This window comes from Aeromonas sp. 2692-1 (genome assembly GCF_013085505.1).
In the GTDB taxonomy this organism is placed as follows: Bacteria; Pseudomonadota; Gammaproteobacteria; order Enterobacterales; family Aeromonadaceae; genus Aeromonas; species Aeromonas hydrophila.
The window spans coordinates 1,939,177-1,958,867 of record NZ_CP038513.1 but is presented as its reverse complement, the minus strand read 5'-3'; the positions used below and the strand labels follow the sequence as shown (position 1 = coordinate 1,958,867).

Sequence of the window (19,691 nt, the reverse complement as noted above, 5' to 3'; positions counted from 1 at the left end):
TCAACAAACGCAGCGGGGCGGCCAATCGGCCGCCCCGCACATTTATCCCCCGGGAAGGTGACCTCTTCCCGACGCCGGCCTCACGCCAGACTCGCCTCTTCCCAGCCCTGTTTCTTGCGATAGATGGTGGAAGGGCTGATCTCCAGCAGCGCTGCCGCCTTGGGGATGTTGCCGTCACAGCTGGCGATGGCCTGCTCTATGGTCTCTTTTTCCACCAGCCAGAGCGGGCGGATCGGGGCATTGGCCACCACCACGGCACCGCTGCCGGTCGCGGCCGCAGCGGGGATCGCCGCCAGCAGGCTGGCACGGCTGCCGTTGAGCGGGGGCGGCAAGATGTCGGGGCTCACCAGCTCGCGATCGTTGAGCACCACTATGTTGCGCACCACGTTCTGCAGCTCGCGCACGTTGCCGGGCCAGGGGTAATCGAGCAGCACCCGCGCCGCCTCGGCATCGAAATCCTTGAAGCGCTTGTTCTCTTCCTTGGCATAGCTCTGCAGCAGGGTTCGCGCCAGCAGCAGTATGTCCTCGCCCCGCTCGCGCAGCGGCGGCAGGCTGAGGGGGATGACGTGCAGCCGGTAGTAGAGATCCTCGCGAAAACGCCCCGCCTTCACCTCCAGCAGGGGATCGCGGTTGGTGGCGCAGACGAAGCGCACGTCGACCGTCTCCAGCTTGCCGCTGCCGACCCGCTGCAGGGTGCCGGTCTGGATGAAGCGCAGCAGCTTGCTCTGCAGGTCGAGATCCATCTCGCAGATCTCGTCGAGGAACAGGGTGCCGCCATCCGCCAGGCTGGCCGCCCCCTTGCGATCCCCCTGCGCGCCGGTGAACGACCCCTTCACGTGGCCGAAGATCTCGCTCTCCATCAGGTCGTGGGGAATGGCGGCGCAGTTGAGGGCGATGAAGGGTTGCTCGCGACGGGGGCTGCACTGGTGGATGGCCTCGGCGCACACCTCCTTGCCGGTGCCGCTCTCGCCGGTGATGAACACGGTCGCCTTGCTCGGCGCCGCGCTCTCGATAATGCGATAGACCGCCTGCATCGGCATGGAGGCACCGATGAAGCCGGCAAACGAGCTGCGCTCGAAGTTCTCCCGGTACTGGGCCACCAGCGAGCTGAGCTGCTGGTGCTTGAGGGCATTGCGCGCGGTGGCGCACAGCCGCTTGCCGTCGAACGGTTTGGTCAGAAAGTCGAAGGCGCCAAGCCGCATCGCCTCCACTGCCACGTCTACCGAGCCGTGGGCGGTGATCACCACCACCGAGCAAGGCAGCTGCTGCTCGGTAATCTGCTGCAGGATGTCCATGCCGGACATGTCGGGCAGCTCGAGATCCAGCAGCACCACCGGCGGCGGGCTGCTCAGCAGCTGCGCCAATGCCTGCTGGCCGCAATCGGCCCGCAGCACCTCGTAGCCATCCTGGGCCAGATACTGTTCATAGACCACCGCCAGACTGCGGGTATCTTCCACCAACAGGACTCGAGGTTTGCTTTCCGCCACGGGAGCCATCCTTGCAATTGATTTTGTTGTCTATTTCGGGTGTCGTTCGCCATGTTAGCACAGTTGGCGATACTCTCTTTTATCCCGCCATTCGGGCAGAGTTACAAGTAAAAACGGCTCCCTAAGGAGCCGTTTTTTCAACGTTTTCCGCTTACTTCTTGGCGTTGTCGCCATCGGCAGCCGGCTTCTCGATAGCCAGCAGCTCAACGTCGAATACCAGCACGGCATTGGCCGGGATGGAACCCGCACCGTGTTCGCCGTAGGCCAGCTTGGACGGCAGGAAGAACTTGAACTTGGAACCGACCGGCATCAGCTGCACGCCTTCGGTCCAGCCCGGGATCACCTGGTTGAGCGGGAAGGTGGCCGGCTCGCCGCGATCGACGGAGCTGTCGAACTTGGTGCCGTCGGTCAGGGTACCGGTGTAGTGGACCTTGACGATGTCGGTGGCCTTCGGCTTGGCGCCGGTACCCATCTTCTCGACCTGGTATTGCAGGCCGGATTCGGTGCTCTTCACGCCCTCTTTCTTGGCGTTGGCAGCCAGGTACTCTTCACCCTTCTTCTGGTTTTCCACGGCATCCTTGTCAGCCTTGGCCTTGGTCAACTCGTTGATCTTGGCGTCGTACTGCTGCAGAACCTTCTGGATCTCCTCGTCGGTCATCTTGGCTTCTTTGCCCAGACCGTCGGTCACACCCTTGAGGATGACGCTGTTGTCCAGCTTGATGCCGAGTTCCTGCTGACGTTCCAGGGTATTGGCGATATAACGACCCATGGAGAGGCCAATTGCATAGCCGGATTGCTCTTCAAAGCTCTTGGCTTCAGCCTTGGGGGCCTCTGCCGGCTTGCTGGCTTCTGCCTTGACCTCTGCGGTATTCGCAGCAGTCTTCTCGTCTTTTTGGCAAGCAGTCAGACTCACGGCAACTGCCGCGGCCAACAGGGACACCTTCAGAAAATTGTTCATCAGTTTCTCCAAAACTCTAAATACCGCTCTCGGTTCCTTCGTGAAATGAGAGGTTTATCGTGATAAGCGCCTTATACTAACGCCGTGATCGCAGGTAACGAAAGCATGAGACAGGAAAAATGATAAAAAGTGCCATTTATCTCGTCGCGATTTGCCTGATACTGACAGGCTGCGAACAGAGCTCATCGCCGGACCGACAACTGACCCTCGCCAACCAGGGGCTGCTGAGCGCCGATCTGGCCAGCGACGGCAAGCAGGCCATCGTCTCCAGCCTGAGCCAGGGCACTGTGGTGTGGGACCTGGAACAGGGCAAGGAGCGCTGGCGCTGGCGCCAGTCCGACAATCCGGACAACTTCATCATCATCACCCGTTTCTCGGCGGACGACAGCCACGCCGTGACGGCCACCCCCGACAGCTTCGGGATCTGGCGCCTGCAGGATGGCCAGTCGCAAGGCTACTATTCGCTTCCTGAATCCAGGCTGAGGGACATCGCCCTGTCGGCCGACGGTCGCCAGGTGCTGATCGGCCGGGAAGACGGCAAGGCGGAAGTGGTGGATACCCGCACCGGTCGCCGGCTGCAGTTTCTCGGCCACACCGAGCAGGTCAACACGGTGGATCTCTCCCCCAATGGCCGTTACGCCCTCACCGGCGGCAACGACTACAGCGCCTACCTGTGGGATACCCGCACGGGCCAGGTGGTATGGCGCTTCAACCATGCCGGTCGGGTGGTGCTGGCCCGGCTCGACCCGAGCGGACGGCTCGCCTTCACCGCCGACAGCCGCCAGGCCAGCATCTGGGATCTGACAACCGGCAAGGAGCTGAGTCGGCTGCAGTTCGATCACCGCTTCGAGGTCTACACCGCGGCGCGTTTTGCCAACGACGGCAAGTGGCTCATCACCGGCGCCCCCTCCCGTCAGCTCTCCCTGTGGCAGGTGAGCGACGGCAGCCTGCTGCAGAGCTGGCGCGTCTCGCCCCATCCCAGGGTGAAACCGCCGAGCGCAGTGGTCTACGGCGTGGCTTTGCGCGACAATAGCCACCTTGTCAGCGCCAGCTCCAGCGGCCTGGCCGAAATCTGGACTATCAAGTAAGGACCAAAAGGCCCATGAGTCAGCAATTAAACGATCGCCTCGAAACCCTGGAAAGCCGCCTCGCCTTCGCCGAATACACGGTGGAGCAGCTCAACGACGAGGTCACCACCCAGGGCCGCGAGCTGGATCGGCTCAAGCATCAGATCCAGCTGCTGGTGGACAAGCTGCAGAGCGTGCAGCCGAGCCAGATCGCCAGCATGGCCGAAGAGACCCCGCCACCGCACTACTGATGAGTGCCAGCCATAAAAAAACCCGCGCCTGGCGCGGGTTTTTTTATCATCGGCAATGCCGTGATCAGTGCTGATGGCCCTTGCCACCGCAACCACCACCACCACAGCAGCCGCCGTGACCGTGGTCGTCGCCGTGGTCATGACCGTGATCGTGGCCGTGATGACCACCACCGCAGCAACCGCCGTGCTCATGACCGTGGTCGTGATCATGGTCGTGGCCATGATCGTGACCGCAACCACCGGCACCGTGAACGTGGCCGTGGGCCAGCTCTTCGGCAGTGGCGGCGCGCACGTCCTTGATCTCGACCTTGAAGCCCAGGGTCACGCCAGCCAGCGGATGGTTGCCATCCACCTTGACGAACTCTTCGGACACTTCGATCACGGTCACCGGACGGTGGCCGTCGTCGGTCTCGGCCACAAAAGTATCCCCTTCAGACACTTCCATGCCGTCGAACAGCTCGCCGGGCACTTCCTGCACCAGGTTCTCGTCGTACTGGCCATAGGCCTGCTCCGGCGTCAGGGTGACGTCGAACGCCTCGCCCACGCTGCGACCTTCCAGCTCGGCTTCGAGGCCGGAGACCAGATAACGGGTACCGTGCAGATACACCAGAGGCTCTTTACCGACAGTGGTGTCGATGACTTCACCGTGTTCGTCGGTGACCGTGTATTCCAGCGTAACCACGCTCAGGGGAGCTACTTTCATGTCAGGGATCCTGCGGATAGAAAAAAACGGGCCCAGAATACCTCAAAAAGGCAGACAAGCATATGGTCGGTCCGGCTTCAGCATGATGAAAAAGCAATCAACAGCCACCAGCCCGATCGGCGCGCCATCACCTTGAGGCACGGCACTCACTCGGGACGAAACACGCCGATTACCTGTTCCGTCTCCCGGGTCACCTTGTCCACCTCGGCCTGGGTCTGTACCTGGGTATCCCCGCACTCGACACAGGTCACCTTCTCGACTCCATGCTCCATATACAGCATCATGGTGTCCATTTTGCCGCACGCCGGGCAGACCGCACCGGCAATGAAGCGTTTTTTACGTCTGGTTTCCATTTTCGTTACCTCCAGGCAGCATCATATCAGGGTTTTTACATGCATCACGCCATCGAATATCAGCATTTTTCCACTTCGCATCTGCAAGTCGGTGCCCGCAAGCGCGTGCCAGTGGGCCAGCTGCTGCGGATCACCCGGGGCGCGGCGCTGCTGCGCCTCGGCGCCCATGAGTGGCTGATGCCGACGGGAAGCCACTTCTGGCTCTGTGCAGATGCCCTGGCCGCATTCACCCCGTTGGCGGGCTGCCAGCATGATTTGCTGACCTGTTCGGTACGCGTGGAGCAGCCAGAGCGGGCTGGCTGGCTGCAGCCCACCCCGCTGCTGACGGCGCTGCTCGACGGCCTGGCCCAGTGGCAGCGCCCCCGCGACTGGCAAGGTGCCTATGGCCACCGCTTGCAGGTAATTCTCGATGAGCTGCCGGCCTGCCCCATTGCCTCCCAGCCAGACAATGCCCTGCAGGCCGCCTGGCAGGCGCTGGCAAACGGTCAGGAGGGCAGCGATGCGGCATGGCAGCAATGTCTGGCGCAGCGTGGCCTTACCGACCCCGCGCTGGCGGGCGATGCGCTGCGCGCCCAGTGGCAGCTGCTGCAGGCGGTGCGTCTGCTCAAGAGCGGCAGCCAACGCGCCCAGGTGGTGAGCAAGCTGGGTTATGGAGATGAAGCCGCGCTCGTCCACGCCTGTCAGCAGTGGCTCGGCACCCCGCTGGAGGCGTTGCAGGCGCGCTGAACACCCCGCCCATGAGGGCCCCAGGCAGTGCGCACAGGTGCGGATTGCGGCAATAAATGGATGAAATGAGTCCAGTTTTGCGGCCAATGGTCGTTAATAACCACAAGGCCATTTCTTCTATAATCCTTTATGCTAGGGGCCTGAATTGACTGATACCGTTTTGACTCACAGGACATCTGCCATGAAAAGCAAGGCCAACCAATCCCAGGGCATGTTGCTGTTTCATCTCTCGGCCAAGCAATCCTTCGCCATCGGCACCCTCAAGGTGAAAGAGATAGTGCCCTACACCCAGCTGACGGCCATGCCGCACTCGCACCCGACCGTGCTCGGCGCCGCCAGCATGCGTGGCACCACCATCCCGGTGATCGACATGGCCATGGCGGTGGGTTATCGCCCGATCAGCAAGGAAGAGATGCCGCACTGCTTCATCATCATCACCGACTGCCGCCGTACCCTGGTGGGTTTTCTGGTGCGCGGCATCGACAAGATCACCGAGTGCAACTGGCGCGACATCGAGCCGCCGCCCGCCACCCTCGGCCACAACGTGTTCGTCACCGGCGTGACCCGGGTCAATGACCAGCTGATCCAGCTGCTGGACGTGGAGCTGATCCTCTCCCGGGTCTATCCGGACGATCCCAGCCACCTCTACCCGGTGCTGACCGACGTGCAGCGGGAGCGGATCAAGCCGATGCGGATCCTGCTGGTGGATGACTCCTCGGTCGCCCGTCGCCAGCTGATGGCCGCGCTGGACTACATCAACATCCCCTACGAGGTGTGCACCAACGGCAAGGATGCGCTGACCCTGATGCAGACCCGCGCCAGCCAGAAGACCCCCATCGACATCCTGGTGAGCGACATCGAGATGCCGGGGCTCGACGGCTATGAGCTGGCCTTCGAGGTGCAGAGCGACGCCAAACTGGCGGGCGCCTACATCATCCTGCACACCTCGCTTTCCAGCGAGATAAGCGTAGAGCGGGCCCATCAGGTGGGCGCTCACGAGGCGCTGACCAAGTTTGAAGCCAACGAACTGATCCAGGCCATGCTGCGCGGTGCCGAGCACCACGACAGCCTGCCGGCCTGATCCCGACGGCGAGAAGCCTGGTTTCTCGCCGTTGCCTTTTCTGTCCCTGTCACCCCGCGGACCCAGCATGCTGATCGAAAGCCACTTCCACGCCCCCTGGTGGGCGCGCAATCCCCATCTGCAAACCATTTTGCCCAAGTGGCTACGCCGGCAACCGGCCCGCTTCGTGGCGGAGCGCTTCGAGCTGGCGGACGGCGACTTCGTCGATCTCGCCTGGAGCGGCGAGATCAGCCGGGATGAGCGGCCGCTCATCGTGCTGTTTCACGGGCTGGAGGGGAGCATTCACTCCCACTATGCCAAGGGACTGTTCGCCCACCTGCAACGGCAGGGCAACGAGGCGGTGCTGATGCACTTTCGCGGCTGCAGCGGCGAGCCGAACCGGCTGCTGCAGGCCTATCACTCCGGCGCCATCGAGGATGCCCAGGCGCTGATCGCCGAGCTGGGCCGCCGCTTTCCCGGCAAGCCGCTCATCGCCATCGGCTATTCGCTGGGGGGCAACATGCTGGTCAATCTGCTGGCGCGCGCCTGCCCGAGCGAGCTGAAGGCGGCGGTGGTGATCTCGGCACCGCTGCGACTGGACAGCTGCGCCGATCGGGTCAATCAGGGCTTCTCGCGGGTTTATCAGAGCTATCTGCTGCGCACCATGCGCCACAACCTGCAGCAGAAGATCCAGCGACAGGCGGCGGCCGGCGCCCACTGGCAGCCGCAGCAGGTACGCGCCATCGCCACCCTGCGCGACTTCGATGAGCAGGTCACGGCGCCACTGCACGGTTTTGACAGTGCCGATCACTACTATCAGCGCTGCTCGGGCCTGGGGATGCTGGCACGGATCCCGATCCCCACCCTGGTGATCCACGCCGCCGACGATCCCTTCATGACCGAGGCGGTGATCCCGCAGGCGGAGCAACTCTCACCCATGGTGCGCTACGAGCTGAGCCGCCAGGGCGGCCACGTGGGCTTCCTGCACGGTACCCCCTGGCGACCGCGGTTCTGGCTGGAAGAGCGGATCAGCCAGTGGTTGCAGGAGCAGACTCAGGGGGCGAGCCGGTAGCCGTTGCGGCCAGCCTCCTTGACCTGATAGAGCGCCTCGTCGGCGCGCACCAGCATGTCGGCGATGCCATCCTGCCCCCCATGCCACAGGGCGATGCCCTGACTCACGGTGACCCGATCCGACACCTCCGACAGCGCATGAAGGATGCCTCGCCCGGCCAGCGCGGCGGCAATGCGTTTGGCGATGGCGCTGGCGGCCAGTGCATCGGCACTGGGCAATAACAGCACGAACTCCTCCCCGCCATAGCGGGCCACCACGTCAGCCGGCTGGCGAATGGCCTCGCGCAGGCAGTCGGCCACCGCGATCAGGCAGTTGTCCCCCTGCAGATGGCCGTAGTGATCGTTGAAGCGTTTGAAGAAGTCCACGTCCAGCAGCAGGATGGCAAACTCGCCGTGCTGCTCTCTCGCCTCCTGCAGGATCTGCTCGCCGACGTTGTCGAAATGGCGCCGGTTGGCCAGCCCGGTCAGCGGGTCCCGCTTGGCCATGGCATCGAGCTGGCGGGCTAGGGTCAGGTTCTCGTGCTCACGGGACACCGCCAGCTCGAACCAGCCGTTGAGCATGCGCCTTCCCGTCTCCAGCATGATGATGAGACAACCCACCGCCATCCAGTGCACCGCCGGAAACGGCACCTTGACCAGCAGCGCCTCCAGCAGCAGAAACAGCAGCGGCGGGGTGCTGAAGCAGTAGAACAGCCGCACCTCGCAATAGAGCGCCACCAGCGCCGTCATCAGCAGCATGCTGATGAGATCGAACGCCAGGCTGAAACCGCCTCTCAGCTCCACCAGGGCGATGGCGTAGCCGAGCAGCGCCCAGCCGATCCCCCACAGCAGGGCACCGGCACGCAGGCAGGGTTGCCAGATGGTGGGGGGCTGACGGGAGAGCCAGTGCCAGAACAGCGGAAACGACAGGCAGGCCAGCGTCATCAGCACCAACTGCACCTCATAGCTCCAGGGCAATACCCGGGCCACCACCAGATGGGCGTCCTGATAGACATAGAAGCGCGCCAGCAGGAACAGGATCGCCAGCTGGTTGACGGCCCAGAACCAGCGCAACCCCTTGCTCAGGGCGTGGCGGCGAGACTCGTACAGATGGTGATCGAGGTGGCTGGAGAGACGACGTTGTTCATCAGAGAGCATGTTCATACCTGCTTGCTGCCATATAAATCCCTTGCGCTTGCTGCCGACAGATAGACAATACTCGCTCTCTGGTAACGGAAGATGAAACCATGATTATCCCCTGGCAAGAGCTGGATGCAGACACCCTCAACAACCTGCTCGAGCACTTCGTGCTGCAAGAGGGCACCGAGTACGGCGAACATGATGTCAGTCTGGCCGACAAGGTCGCCGATGTCAGGACACAGCTGCAGCAGGGGCTGGCCGTGATCGTTTACAGCGAGCTGCACGAAAGCGTGAACATAGTGCCCAAGGCGACCCTAGACCGGGCTCAGGTGGACGATATACCGGAATAGCCGGCCCATTGCCATCCCGATCTGGGTCTTGCCAGCCGGGCCGACACGATGGCGGCACGCACCCGACAGTTCCCGCCGGGCTGGCGCGTCCCTTTCAGAAAATAAAAATGGCCCTCCGCACTGGCGGAGGGCCATTTTTATTGTGAGCAGAGTGCGCTCTGCCGGATGTTATGCATTGATTGGTGCCCCGCGGCAATATGCTGCGGGAAAATAGGCCATATCAATACCGGTTTAATTAATAGTGGCGAGCCATGCAGAGAACCTGGCCATAGCGGCAATATAAAATTAATAAAGTGAATCAGCTCACAATATTAAATAAATATGACGACGACGCTCACCGACAATAGCGACGAAAATAGTCTTGTTCAGCGTGAAGAGATACCGCACTGCCATTGCACTGAAACATGGCGGCAGCGTAGCATGATATTTTTATTTCATTACCGATTCGCCCCGCCCAATGGCGTAGTAATGAAAACCATGATCTTTCATCCGGCCAGGATCAAACAGGTTGCGGCCATCAACGATCAGCGAATAACGCAACGCCTGCTTGATGGCGGCAAAATTGGGGGCCTTGAAATGGTTCCACTCGGTGCAGATCACCAGGGCATCCGCACCAAACAGCGCCGCCTCCTTGGTGCCCATCAGCCGCAGCTTGTCACAGTTGCCGTAGATCTGCTGGGCCTCCTGCATCGCCTCGGGATCGTAGGCCTGCACGGTCGCCCCGGCCTGCCACAACGCCTCCATCAAGGCCCGGCTCGGCGCCTCGCGCATGTCGTCGGTGTTGGGCTTGAACGCCAGCCCCCACAGGGCGATGGTCTTGCCGGCCAGGGTCTCCCCTTCGGCGCAAAAGAACGCTGACAGCAGCTGAAACAGCCGCGACTTTTGCAATTCGTTGACTCGCTCCACCGCCCGGATCAGCGGCGTGTCGTACTCCAGCTCCTGGGCCGTGGCCAGCAAGGCTTTGACATCCTTGGGAAAACAGGATCCGCCATAGCCGCAACCCGGGTAGATGAACTGATAGCCGATGCGCTGATCCGAGCCTATTCCCTGGCGCACCATCTCGATGTCGGCGCCGACCCGCTCGGCCAGTCCGGCCATCTCGTTGATGAAGCTTATCTTGGTGGCCAGCATGCAGTTGGCGGCGTACTTGGTCAGTTCGGCGCTGCGCACATCCATGAACAAGATGCGGTCATGATTGCGGTTGAACGGCTCGTAAAGCTCACGCATCAGCTGGCGGGAGGCCTCGTTGGCGGTGCCCACCACGATGCGATCCGGCCGCAGGCAATCCTGGATGGCGGAGCCCTCTTTCAGAAACTCGGGGTTGGAGACCACGTCGAAGGTGAACGACTGATCCCGCTGCTGCAGGATGGCGTTGACCCTGGCGGTCACCTTGTCGGCGGTGCCCACCGGCACGGTCGACTTGTTGACGATGATGACGGGCCGATCGCGATACTGGGCGATGGTCTCGGCCACCGTCAGCACGTGGCTCAGATCGGCGGAACCATCTTCCCCCGGTGGCGTGCCTACCGCCAGAAACTGCACATCGCCGTGTTTGACGGCCAGCACGGCGTCCGTGGTGAACACCAGGGCGCCGCTCTTGATATTGCGCTGCAGCAGGGATTCGAGACCGGGTTCATAGATGGGCACCTGGCCATCCATCAGGGCTGCCACCTTCTGTTCATCGACATCGACACAGATCACCTGATGACCGACGTCGGCCAGTACGGTGGCCTGAACCAGGCCCACGTAGCCACTTCCAAATACAGTAATGTTCATATTGATACAACCAAAATGTCAGAGAAGATGTAATTTGGAAAAACAAGAGTTGGGGGGGTTATAAATATTTATCACATTACCTAAGATGACCGCACCAGTTAATTGTTACCAGCTGTTTCTGGACCATTGCAGGCCCGCTTTTATATACGTTATGTTGAGTGCAATTTGTTGGGGCTGCCCGCTTTCACGGGCACTGATTAATATTCTTCGTTGGATCTCTTATGCAAGATTTTCTGCCATTTTCGAGGCCCGCCATCGGTGATGCCGAGATAAGTGCTGTCTGTGACGTATTGAAATCGGGCTGGATCACTACGGGCCCGAAGAATCATGAACTGGAACAGCAATTCTGCGACACATTCGGCTGCCAGCACGCGGTCGCGCTCTGCTCCGCCACCGCCGGCATGCACGTCACCCTGCTGGCGCTGGGCATAGGCCCGGGAGATGAGGTGATCACCCCCTCCCAGACCTGGGTCTCCACCATCAACATCATCACCCTGCTGGGGGCCGAGCCGGTCTTCGTCGACGTGGACAGGGACACATTGATGACCAGCGCCGAACTGATAGCGCCGCTCATCACCGCCAGGACCAAAGCCATCATACCGGTCCACTACGCCGGTGCCCCGGTCGATCTGGATCCGATCCTGGCACTGGCCGGCCAGCACGGCATACCGGTCATCGAGGATGCCGCCCACGCGGTCGGTACCCGCTACCGGGAACGCTGGATCGGCGCCAGCGGCACCGCCATCTTCTCCTTCCACGCCATCAAGAACCTGACCTGCGCCGAAGGGGGCATGCTGGTGACCGACGACAAGGCACTGGCGGACAAAGTTCGGATGCTCAAATTCCACGGCCTGGGGGTGGATGCCTTTGATCGCATGAGCCTGGGCCGCAAGCCGCAGGCGGAGGTGATCACCCCGGGCTTCAAATACAACCTGGCCGACATCAACGCCGCCATCGCCCTGGTGCAGCTGGCGCGCCTGCCCGAACTCAATGCCAAGCGGGCCGAACTGGTGGCCCGCTACCGGGAGCAACTGGCCGGTCTGCCGCTGGCGCCGCTCGCCGTGCCTGGCTACCCCCACCTGCACGCCTGGCACCTGTTCATGGTGCGGGTCGACCCGGAGCGCTGCGGGCTCGACCGGGATCAGCTGATGCAGGCACTGCAGGAGCGCGGCATCGGTACCGGTCTGCACTTTCGGGCAGCCCATACCCAGAAATACTACCGCGAACGCTACCCGACCCTCAGCCTGCCTCATACCGAGTGGAACTCGTCACGCCTGTGCACCCTGCCACTCTTCCCGGACATGACGCAGGCCGACGTCGACCGCGTAGTCGCGGCCCTTATCGACATTTTGGAGTAATGCAACGTGAACAACACTGACATCAAGCTGGTTTCGGTGGTCATCCCCGTCTACAACGAGGAGGCCAGCCTGCCCGCGCTGCTGAGCCGGGTCACCGCCGCCTGCGATCAGCTGTCACAGGATTACGAGGTGATCCTGATCGACGACGGCAGCCACGACGGCTCCACCGAGCTCATCAGAGACGCCGCCGCCGTTGAGGGCAGCAAGCTGGTCGGGGTGCTGCTCAACCGCAACTACGGTCAGCACGCCGCCATCATGGCCGGCTTCGAGACCGCCAAGGGGGATCTGGTGATCACCCTGGATGCGGATCTGCAGAACCCGCCGGAGGAGATCCCTCGCCTGGTCGAAGCCGCCATGCAGGGCTACGACGTGGTGGGCACCATGCGCCGCAACCGCCAGGACTCCTGGTTTCGCAAGACTGCCTCCAAGCTCATCAACAAGTCGGTGCAAAAGGCCACCGGTGTGCACATGAGCGACTATGGCTGCATGCTGCGCGCCTACCGCCGTCACATCATCGACGCCATGCTCTGCTGCCAGGAGCGCAGCACCTTCATCCCCATCCTGGCCAACAGCTTTGCCCGCCGCACCATAGAGCTGGAAGTGGGCCACGCCGAGCGGGCCCACGGCGAGTCCAAATACGGGCTGATGCACCTCATCAACCTGATGTATGACCTGGTCACCTGCATGACCACCACCCCGCTGCGTCTGCTCAGCATCGTCGGCAGCGTGGTGGCGGGCATCGGCTTTACCTTCTCCATCCTGCTGATCCTGATGCGCCTCATCCTGGGCGCCGACTGGGCCGCCGATGGCGTCTTCACCCTCTTTGCCATTCTCTTCACCTTTGTCGGCGTACAGCTGCTGGGCATGGGGCTGCTGGGAGAATACATAGGCCGCATGTATACCGACGTGCGCGCCCGTCCCCGCTACTTCATCCACCAGATCGTGCGCAGCGCCACCACCCCTTCGCAACAGGAAGCTGAACAATGAAAGTCGTCGTCTTTGCTTATCACGATATCGGTTGCACCGGTATCGAGGCCCTGCTCGAGGCAGGCTACGAGATCCAGGCCGTCTTCACCCACGCCGATGATCCGGGCGAGAATCGCTTCTTCGGCTCGGTCGCCCAGCTCTGCGCCGAGCACAACCTGCCGGTCTACTCCCCCGAGGACGTGAACCACCCGCTCTGGATTGAGCGCATTCGCGAGCTGGCACCCCAGGCCCTCTTCTCCTTCTACTACCGCAACATGCTCAAGCAGGCGATCCTCGACATCCCGACCGTCGGCGCCTTCAACCTGCACGGCTCCCTGCTGCCCGCCTACCGCGGTCGCGCGCCCATCAACTGGTGCCTGGTCAACGGCGAGGCCGAGACCGGCATCACCCTGCACCAGATGACCGCCAAGCCCGACGCAGGCGCCATCGTCGCCCAGCAGGCGGTGGCCATTGCCGACGACGACACCGCGCTGACCCTGCACGGCAAGGTACGCCTCGCCGCCCGGGCGCTGCTGGAGCAGGAGCTGCCCAAGCTGCGCGCCGGCGACATCCGCCTCACCCCGCAGGATGAGAGCAAGGCCAGCTACTATGGCCGCCGCACCCCGGCCGATGGCGAGCTGCACTGGCACCGCCCGGCCCGCGAACTGCACAACCTGGTGCGCGCCGTCACCCAGCCCTACCCGGGCGCCTTCAGCTTCGCTGGCGATCGCAAGCTGACGGTGTGGAAGAGCCACTGGCTGGCCCAGCAGAGCGACAAGCAGCCGGGCACCATCCTGAGCCAGGAGCCGCTACGCATCGCCTGCGGTGAAGGGGTGCTGGAGATCGTGGCCGGTCAGGCCGAAGGCGGACTCTATGTGCGCGGCGCCCAGCTGGCCCGCGAACTGGGGCTGGTCGAAGGGATGAAGATCGGCGCCAAGGCGAGCAATGCCCTGCGCAAGGCGCGGCTGACCCGGGTGCTGATCCTCGGCGTCAACGGCTTCATCGGCAACCACCTGACCGAACGCCTGCTCCAGGATGGCGGCTACGAGGTATATGGCCTCGACATCGGCTCCAGCGCGGTGGACCGCTTCATTGGTCACCCCAACTTCCATTTCGTGGAGGGGGACATCAGCATCCACACCGAGTGGATCGAGTATCACATCAAGAAGTGCGACGTGATCCTGCCGCTGGTGGCCATCGCCACCCCCATCGAGTACACCCGCAACCCGCTGCGCGTGTTCGAGCTCGACTTCGAGGAGAACCTCAAGATCGTCCGCTACTGCGTGAAGTACCACAAGCGCATCATCTTCCCCTCCACCTCCGAGGTGTACGGGATGTGCGACGATCACAGCTTCGATGAAGACAGCTCCCGCCTCATCGTCGGCCCCATCAACAAGCAGCGCTGGATTTACTCGGTCTCCAAGCAGCTGCTGGATCGGGTGATCTGGGCCTACGGCAAGAAAGAGGGGCTCAACTTCACACTGTTCCGCCCCTTCAACTGGATGGGGCCGCGTCTGGACAGCCTGGACTCCGCCCGCATCGGCAGTTCCCGCGCCATCACCCAGCTGATCCTCAACCTGGTGGACGGCACCCCGATCCAGCTGGTGGACGGCGGCGCCCAGAAGCGCTGCTTCACCGACATCGAGGACGGCATCGAGGCCCTGTTCCGCATCATCGAGAACAAGGAGAACCGCTGCGACGGCCAGATCATCAACATCGGCAACCCGGACAACGAGGCCAGCATCCAGCAGATGGCCGAGATCCTGCTCGCCAAGTTCGAGGCTCACCCGCTGCGCGACCAGTTCCCGCCGTTTGCCGGCTTCAAGCTGGTGGAGAGCAAATCCTTCTACGGCGACGGCTATCAGGACGTCTCCCACCGCCGGCCGAGCATCGCCAATGCCCGTCGCCTGCTGGACTGGGAACCGACCATCGAGATGGAAGAGACCATCGGCAACACCCTGGACTTCTTCCTGCAAGGGGCGGTCACCACGGGAGTCGAGCATGACTGAGGTAGGTCTGCGGATCGACGTCGATACCTTCAGGGGAACCCGTGACGGGGTGCCCCGCCTGCTGCAACTGCTCGACAAGCATCAGGTCAAGGGGAGCTTCTTCTTCTCGGTCGGACCGGACAACATGGGGCGCCACTTGTGGCGCCTGCTAAAACCCCGCTTTCTGCTCAAGATGCTGCGCTCCAACGCAGCATCCCTCTATGGGCTGGACATCCTGCTGGCCGGCACCGCCTGGCCCGGCAAATCCATCGGCAAGCAGCTCGGCTCCCTGATGCGCGACACCGACAGCGCCCGTCACGAGGTGGGGCTGCACGCCTGGGATCACCACGGCTGGCAGGCCAACACCGGCCGCTGGGACGAAGCCGAGCTGGCTCGTCAGACCCGGCTCGGGGTGGATGCGCTCAACCAGATCCTGGGGCGCGAAGTGGATTGCTCCGCCGCCGCCGGCTGGCGGGCCGACCCCCTCACCACCCAGGCCAAGGAGCAGTTCGGCTTTCGCTACAACAGCGACTGTCGCGGCAGCGGCCTGTTTCGGCCCCTGCTGCAGGATGGCCGTCCCGGCACCCCGCAGATCCCGGTCAACCTGCCCACCTTCGACGAAGTGGTGGGCCATCAGGTGACGGTCGACGATTTCAACCGTTTCCTGCTGGATCAGCTGGCGACCCCGCCGGCGCAGGGCCCTCACGTCTACACCATCCACGCCGAAGTGGAAGGGATCGTGATGGCCGAGCAGTTCGATGCCCTGCTCGGCGAAGCCAGGTCGCGCGGTATCCGCTTCGTGCCGCTCGGGGATCTGTTACCATCCGACCCGACCACGCTGCCGACCGGCCGGCTGGTACGCGGCACCCTGCCCGGACGGGAGGGCTGGCTCGGCTGCAAGGCCGAGGCCTGAGATGAATGACGCCACCTCGGGTGGCAGGACTAACCATCGCGCTAATCACACCATGCAACAGAGGATGTCATGACGTTGACCAAGTGGGCCCTGCCCCTGTTCTTTCTCTTCTTTTACCTGCTGCCGCTCGACCAGCGGCCGCTCTGGAGCCCGGACGAAAACCGCTACGCCGAGATCAGCCGGGAGATGGTGAGCACCGGCGACTGGGTGGTCCCCCACTTCCTGGGCTTGCGCTACTTCGAGAAACCCATCGCCGGCTACTGGTTCAACAGCATCAGCCAGCAGCTGTTCGGCGACACCAACTTCGCCGTGCGCTTCGCCTCGGCCGCCGCCACCGGTCTGAGCGCCCTGCTGATCTGCTGGTTTACCCTGCAGCTGTGGCAATGCCGGCGCAAGGCTTTCCTGACCGGGCTCATCTATCTGTCGCTGCTGATCGTCTACGGCATCGGCACCTACAGCGTGCTGGACGCCATGGTGACCCTCTGGCTCAACGCCGCCATGGTGAGCTTCTACATCATCCGCAAGGAGGGCTCCCTTGGCAGCCGGGTCGGTGGCTATCTGCTGTTCGGCCTCGCCTGCGGCATGGGCTTTCTCACCAAGGGCTTCATCGCCCTGGCGGTGCCGGTGGTGGTCATCGTGCCCTACGTCATCTATCAGCGCCGCCTGCTCGAGCTGGTGCGCTTCGGGCCGCTGGCCATCCTGAGCGCGGTCCTGCTGGCCGCCCCCTGGGCCATCGCCGTACACCTGCGCGAACCGGACTACTGGCACTACTTCTTCTGGGTTGAACACATCCAGCGCTTCGCCGCCGACAACGCCCAGCACAAGGCACCGTTCTGGTACTACCTGCCCATGGGGCTTCTCGGCACCCTGCCCTGGCTCGGCCTGCTGCCCGGCGCCCTGCGCAAGGGCTGGCAGGAGCGCAAGATAAACCCGGAAACCCTCTACCTGCTGGCCTGGGTGATCCTGCCCCTGCTGTTCTTCAGCATTGCCAAGGGCAAGCTGCTCACCTACATCCTGCCCTGCTTCGCTCCGCTGGCCATGCTGATGGCCGCCAGCGCCGTCGACCTGCTCAAGGAGGGGAAAGAGCGGGCCTTGCGGGTCAATGCCTGGCTCAACGGCCTGTTCGGCCTCATCTGTCTGGTGGTGCTGGCCGTGCTGGCGTTCTCCCCCAGCCACGCCGTCTATGGCGAGGAGGATCACGGTGCACTGGCGGTGGCCATGGTCATCTTCGCCGGCTGGAGTCTGCTTGGCTTCATCCAGTTGAAAGAGGTCAGCCGCCGCTGGATCCTGAGCGCGCTCTGTCCCATGGTGCTGGCCATCGGCCTGCCCTGGGCGCTGCCGCAATCGCTGATCGACTCCAAGCTGCCGGAGCGCTTCATCGAGGCCAATCAGGCCGTGCTGATGAAATCAGGCACCCTGCTGGCCAACGACGTCGGACTGGCCTCCTCCCTCGCCTGGGGCACCCAGCGCAGCGAGATCAATCTGTTCGACAGCAAGGGGGAGGTGCATTACGGCCTCGGCTACCCGGATGCGGCGGGGCGCTACGTGGCCCGCGCCGACTTCCCGGCCTGGCTGGAACAGGCACGCAAGAATGGGCAGGTGGCCCTGTTGATGAAGACCGATCGCGACGGCAACACCGGGCCCGTGCCCCCCGCCGACGAGACCATCGTCAGCCACCGGTTGACCCTGCTCATCTACCACGGAGCCCAGTGATGGACATCCTGCTGCTGTTGCTGGTGTGCCTGCTGACCTGCAGCGGCCAGATGCTGCAAAAGCAGGCGGTCGTCAGCTGGCAGCGCCGGCCCTGCAACCACTGGCAGAAGCTGCGCTCACCCTGGCTCATCGCCAGCGTGGCGGCGCTCGGCTGCGGCATGCTGCTCTGGATCTACCTGCTGCAACGGCTACCGCTCAGCATGGCCTACCCCATGCTCAGCATCAATCTGGTGCTGGTGCTGGTGGGTTCCAGGCTGTTCTTTCACGAGCAGATCAGCTACCACAACTGGCTGGGGGTGGGGGCCATCATAGTGGGCGCCCTGCTGCTGGGAGGCTTGCTATGAAAGATGGTCATCCGCAGGCGGGCCAACTACCGGCCAGCCCTGCAAGAGCGGCGCTGAAGGGGTATCTCTACGTGCTCGGCAGCATCTTGCTGGTGACGGCGGCCCAGCTCGGCATGAAGTGGGGGGTGATCCAGCTGCCGACCTGGCAGATGGATCTCGCCGTGATGCTGGCCCATCCTCTGCCGCTGCTGGTGATCCTGGCCGGGGTGGGCTGCTACGCCCTGTCGCTGCTCTGCTGGCTGGTGGCGCTGCACTCCACCCCGCTCAACATCGCCTACCCCCTGCTCAGCACCAGCTATGCGCTGGTCTACCTGCTGGCGGTCAACATCCCGCTCTTCGCCGAACCGCTGGAGCCCGGCAAGGCGCTCGGGGTGCTGTTCATTCTGCTGGGGGCCGTGCTGGTGGGGATCAAGCCAGCCGGCACCAAGCAGGCTGACTAGTCTTATTCTCTTTGTTTATCGCAAGGGCTGCCACGGCGGCCCTTTTTTGCGTCTGCGACCGATGCAGGCACGCTGGCACGCCCGCGAAGCAGTTGCGCGGTGGTACTGTCAGGTCGCACACTTGACCGCACTCGGAACATGCCTTTATAACGGAACTCCCAAGGAAGAGAGAATTCTATGTCGGCAAAGCATCCCATCATTGCGGTTACCGGTTCGTCCGGAGCCGGCACCTCCACCTCCACCAACGCCTTTCGCTCCATGTTTCATCAGCTCGGTTATCAGGCGGCCGTGGTGGAAGGGGACAGTTTTCATCGCTACACCCGCCCGGAAATGGACGTGGCGATCCGCAAGGCGCGCGAGCAGGGGCGCCACATCAGCTATTTCGGCCCCGAGGCCAACGACTTCGGCCTGCTGGAGAGCTTCTTTCAGGAGTACGGCCAGAACGGCAGCGGCCAGTATCGCCGCTACCTGCACAGCTTCGACGAGGCGGTGCCGTTCAACCAGATGCCGGGTACCTTCACTCCCTGGCAGAACCTGCCGAGCGACACCGACCTGCTGTTCTACGAAGGGCTGCACGGCGGCGTGGTCACCGATGAGCACAACGTGGCCCGCCATGTGGACTTCCTCATCGGGGTGGTGCCCATCGTCAACCTGGAGTGGATCCAGAAGCTCATTCGCGATACCTCGGAGCGCGGCCATTCCCGCGAGGCGGTCACCGACTCCATCGTCCGCTCCATGGACGACTACATCAACTTCATCACCCCCCAGTTCTCCCGCACCCACATCAACTTCCAGCGGGTGCCGACGGTGGATACCTCCAACCCCTTCAGCGCCAAGGTGATCCCGAGTCTGGACGAGAGTATGCTGGTGATACGGTTTCGCGGCATCAAGCAGGTGGATTTCCCCTACCTGCTGTCGATGATCGACGGATCCTTCATGTCACGGATGAACACCATAGTGGTGCCGGGCGGCAAGATGGGCTTCGCGATGGAGCTGATCCTGCGCCCGTTGATCCAGCAACTGATTGAAACCGGCAAGATCACCTGAG

General features: G+C 62.9%; 20 protein-coding genes. 14 read left to right on the top strand and 6 right to left on the bottom strand.

All coding sequences use genetic code 11. The annotated features are described in order from the left end of the window. Positions 1–80: 80 nt before the first annotated feature. Together E5E97_RS09515 and fkpA are read right to left on the bottom strand one after the other, a co-directional pair. On the bottom strand, positions 81–1,487 hold the full coding sequence (locus tag E5E97_RS09515) for a sigma-54 dependent transcriptional regulator (protein WP_043159586.1): 1,407 nt from the start codon (positions 1,485–1,487) through the stop codon (positions 81–83). A gap of 151 nt (positions 1,488–1,638) precedes the next feature. Next, positions 1,639–2,445, bottom strand: a complete 807-nt coding sequence (gene fkpA / locus E5E97_RS09510; RefSeq protein WP_011704938.1) for an FKBP-type peptidyl-prolyl cis-trans isomerase — start codon at positions 2,443–2,445, stop codon at positions 1,639–1,641. Between the two features lie 119 nt (positions 2,446–2,564). On the opposite strand from fkpA, the gene E5E97_RS09505 reads away from it, so the two are divergent. Beyond that, positions 2,565–3,533 carry a WD40 repeat domain-containing protein gene (locus E5E97_RS09505; RefSeq protein WP_171280202.1) on the top strand — a complete coding sequence of 323 codons (969 nt, stop codon included), beginning with the start codon at positions 2,565–2,567 and terminating at the stop codon, positions 3,531–3,533. A gap of 14 nt (positions 3,534–3,547) precedes the next feature. Continuing rightward, positions 3,548–3,763 (top strand): SlyX family protein, encoded by a 216-nt coding sequence (locus E5E97_RS09500; protein WP_011704936.1) that lies wholly within the window; start codon positions 3,548–3,550, stop codon positions 3,761–3,763. 64 nt (positions 3,764–3,827) lie between these two features. On the opposite strand, the gene E5E97_RS09495 is transcribed toward E5E97_RS09500, so the two are convergent. Together E5E97_RS09495 and E5E97_RS09490 are read right to left on the bottom strand one after the other, a co-directional pair. Then, positions 3,828–4,466 (bottom strand): peptidylprolyl isomerase, encoded by a 639-nt coding sequence (locus tag E5E97_RS09495; protein WP_011704935.1) that lies wholly within the window; start codon positions 4,464–4,466, stop codon positions 3,828–3,830. Between the two features lie 146 nt (positions 4,467–4,612). Next, positions 4,613–4,819: a YheV family putative zinc ribbon protein gene (locus E5E97_RS09490; RefSeq protein WP_011704934.1), complete on the bottom strand. Its 207-nt coding sequence runs from the start codon at positions 4,817–4,819 to the stop codon at positions 4,613–4,615. Positions 4,820–4,858: 39 nt separating this feature from the next. On the opposite strand from E5E97_RS09490, the gene E5E97_RS09485 reads away from it, so the two are divergent. The 3 genes from E5E97_RS09485 to E5E97_RS09475 all read left to right on the top strand — a co-directional run bounded on the left by E5E97_RS09485 (position 4,859) and on the right by E5E97_RS09475 (position 7,677). After that, complete coding sequence (locus tag E5E97_RS09485; RefSeq protein WP_118881786.1) at positions 4,859–5,545, top strand: hypothetical protein; 687 nt, start codon at positions 4,859–4,861, stop codon at positions 5,543–5,545. Between the two features lie 181 nt (positions 5,546–5,726). Then, entirely contained in the window at positions 5,727–6,626 is a 900-nt protein-coding gene (locus E5E97_RS09480) for a chemotaxis protein (RefSeq protein WP_011704932.1), read from the top strand. 67 nt (positions 6,627–6,693) lie between these two features. Then, the gene (locus E5E97_RS09475; RefSeq protein ID WP_162902012.1) at positions 6,694–7,677 is read left to right on the top strand and encodes a hydrolase; all 984 of its coding nucleotides are present in this window, start codon (positions 6,694–6,696) and stop codon (positions 7,675–7,677) included. On the opposite strand, the gene E5E97_RS09470 is transcribed toward E5E97_RS09475, so the two are convergent. After that, complete coding sequence (locus E5E97_RS09470) at positions 7,659–8,819, bottom strand: membrane-associated sensor domain-containing protein (protein WP_162902013.1); 1,161 nt, start codon at positions 8,817–8,819, stop codon at positions 7,659–7,661. The genes E5E97_RS09475 and E5E97_RS09470 overlap by 19 nt on opposite strands. 83 nt (positions 8,820–8,902) lie before the next feature. Between E5E97_RS09470 and E5E97_RS09465 the strand changes: the two genes are divergently transcribed. Beyond that, positions 8,903–9,145 carry a YheU family protein gene (locus E5E97_RS09465; protein ID WP_011704929.1) on the top strand — a complete coding sequence of 81 codons (243 nt, stop codon included), beginning with the start codon at positions 8,903–8,905 and terminating at the stop codon, positions 9,143–9,145. A gap of 429 nt (positions 9,146–9,574) precedes the next feature. Here the strand turns inward: E5E97_RS09465 and E5E97_RS09460 are convergent, their stop codons facing one another. Continuing rightward, the gene (locus E5E97_RS09460) at positions 9,575–10,921 is read right to left on the bottom strand and encodes a UDP-glucose/GDP-mannose dehydrogenase family protein (protein ID WP_118881788.1); all 1,347 of its coding nucleotides are present in this window, start codon (positions 10,919–10,921) and stop codon (positions 9,575–9,577) included. A 221-nt stretch (positions 10,922–11,142) separates the two neighbouring features. Between E5E97_RS09460 and arnB the strand changes: the two genes are divergently transcribed. The 8 genes from arnB (at position 11,143) to E5E97_RS09420 (ending at position 19,690) form a co-directional block, all read left to right on the top strand. Beyond that, complete coding sequence (arnB, locus tag E5E97_RS09455; RefSeq protein WP_118881789.1) at positions 11,143–12,279, top strand: UDP-4-amino-4-deoxy-L-arabinose aminotransferase; 1,137 nt, start codon at positions 11,143–11,145, stop codon at positions 12,277–12,279. Between the two features lie 6 nt (positions 12,280–12,285). Next, positions 12,286–13,266, top strand: coding sequence for an undecaprenyl-phosphate 4-deoxy-4-formamido-L-arabinose transferase (gene arnC, locus E5E97_RS09450; protein WP_024944375.1), 981 nt, complete (start codon positions 12,286–12,288; stop codon positions 13,264–13,266). Further along, positions 13,263–15,254: a bifunctional UDP-4-amino-4-deoxy-L-arabinose formyltransferase/UDP-glucuronic acid oxidase ArnA gene (arnA, locus tag E5E97_RS09445; protein ID WP_118881790.1), complete on the top strand. Its 1,992-nt coding sequence runs from the start codon at positions 13,263–13,265 to the stop codon at positions 15,252–15,254. The genes arnC and arnA overlap by 4 nt, the downstream gene beginning before the upstream one ends. After that, positions 15,247–16,146, top strand: a complete 900-nt coding sequence (gene arnD, locus E5E97_RS09440) for a 4-deoxy-4-formamido-L-arabinose-phosphoundecaprenol deformylase (protein WP_118881791.1) — start codon at positions 15,247–15,249, stop codon at positions 16,144–16,146. Before arnA ends, arnD begins: the two co-directional genes overlap by 8 nt. A 69-nt stretch (positions 16,147–16,215) precedes the next feature. After that, positions 16,216–17,859 carry a lipid IV(A) 4-amino-4-deoxy-L-arabinosyltransferase gene (arnT, locus tag E5E97_RS09435; protein WP_171280201.1) on the top strand — a complete coding sequence of 548 codons (1,644 nt, stop codon included), beginning with the start codon at positions 16,216–16,218 and terminating at the stop codon, positions 17,857–17,859. Beyond that, a complete protein-coding gene (locus E5E97_RS09430; protein ID WP_024944371.1) occupies positions 17,859–18,203 on the top strand; it encodes an EamA family transporter in 345 nt (114 codons plus the stop codon). Before arnT ends, E5E97_RS09430 begins: the two co-directional genes overlap by 1 nt. After that, positions 18,200–18,643 (top strand): 4-amino-4-deoxy-L-arabinose-phosphoundecaprenol flippase subunit ArnF, encoded by a 444-nt coding sequence (arnF, locus tag E5E97_RS09425; protein ID WP_118881793.1) that lies wholly within the window; start codon positions 18,200–18,202, stop codon positions 18,641–18,643. Before E5E97_RS09430 ends, arnF begins: the two co-directional genes overlap by 4 nt. A 177-nt stretch (positions 18,644–18,820) precedes the next feature. Continuing rightward, positions 18,821–19,690, top strand: coding sequence for a phosphoribulokinase (locus tag E5E97_RS09420; RefSeq protein WP_011704920.1), 870 nt, complete (start codon positions 18,821–18,823; stop codon positions 19,688–19,690). The last annotated feature ends 1 nt before the right edge of the window (position 19,691 follow it).

What these genes read in the sequence shown, in the direction of transcription:
- arnT (WP_171280201.1), top strand. Translation starts at nt 16,216, where the DNA reads ATGACGTTGACCAAGTGGGCCCTGCCCCTGTTCTTTCTCTTCTTTTAC.
- fkpA (WP_011704938.1), bottom strand. Translation starts at nt 2,445, where the DNA reads ATGAACAATTTTCTGAAGGTGTCCCTGTTGGCCGCGGCAGTTGCCGTG.
- E5E97_RS09420 (WP_011704920.1), top strand. Translation starts at nt 18,821, where the DNA reads ATGTCGGCAAAGCATCCCATCATTGCGGTTACCGGTTCGTCCGGAGCC.
- arnF (WP_118881793.1), top strand. Translation starts at nt 18,200, where the DNA reads ATGAAAGATGGTCATCCGCAGGCGGGCCAACTACCGGCCAGCCCTGCA.
- E5E97_RS09430 (WP_024944371.1), top strand. Translation starts at nt 17,859, where the DNA reads ATGGACATCCTGCTGCTGTTGCTGGTGTGCCTGCTGACCTGCAGCGGC.
- E5E97_RS09485 (WP_118881786.1), top strand. Translation starts at nt 4,859, where the DNA reads ATGCATCACGCCATCGAATATCAGCATTTTTCCACTTCGCATCTGCAA.
- E5E97_RS09500 (WP_011704936.1), top strand. Translation starts at nt 3,548, where the DNA reads ATGAGTCAGCAATTAAACGATCGCCTCGAAACCCTGGAAAGCCGCCTC.
- E5E97_RS09505 (WP_171280202.1), top strand. Translation starts at nt 2,565, where the DNA reads ATGATAAAAAGTGCCATTTATCTCGTCGCGATTTGCCTGATACTGACA.
- E5E97_RS09495 (WP_011704935.1), bottom strand. Translation starts at nt 4,466, where the DNA reads ATGAAAGTAGCTCCCCTGAGCGTGGTTACGCTGGAATACACGGTCACC.
- arnA (WP_118881790.1), top strand. Translation starts at nt 13,263, where the DNA reads ATGAAAGTCGTCGTCTTTGCTTATCACGATATCGGTTGCACCGGTATC.
- E5E97_RS09480 (WP_011704932.1), top strand. Translation starts at nt 5,727, where the DNA reads ATGAAAAGCAAGGCCAACCAATCCCAGGGCATGTTGCTGTTTCATCTC.
- E5E97_RS09475 (WP_162902012.1), top strand. Translation starts at nt 6,694, where the DNA reads ATGCTGATCGAAAGCCACTTCCACGCCCCCTGGTGGGCGCGCAATCCC.
- E5E97_RS09465 (WP_011704929.1), top strand. Translation starts at nt 8,903, where the DNA reads ATGATTATCCCCTGGCAAGAGCTGGATGCAGACACCCTCAACAACCTG.
- arnB (WP_118881789.1), top strand. Translation starts at nt 11,143, where the DNA reads ATGCAAGATTTTCTGCCATTTTCGAGGCCCGCCATCGGTGATGCCGAG.
- E5E97_RS09470 (WP_162902013.1), bottom strand. Translation starts at nt 8,819, where the DNA reads ATGAACATGCTCTCTGATGAACAACGTCGTCTCTCCAGCCACCTCGAT.
- E5E97_RS09460 (WP_118881788.1), bottom strand. Translation starts at nt 10,921, where the DNA reads ATGAACATTACTGTATTTGGAAGTGGCTACGTGGGCCTGGTTCAGGCC.
- arnD (WP_118881791.1), top strand. Translation starts at nt 15,247, where the DNA reads ATGACTGAGGTAGGTCTGCGGATCGACGTCGATACCTTCAGGGGAACC.
- E5E97_RS09490 (WP_011704934.1), bottom strand. Translation starts at nt 4,819, where the DNA reads ATGGAAACCAGACGTAAAAAACGCTTCATTGCCGGTGCGGTCTGCCCG.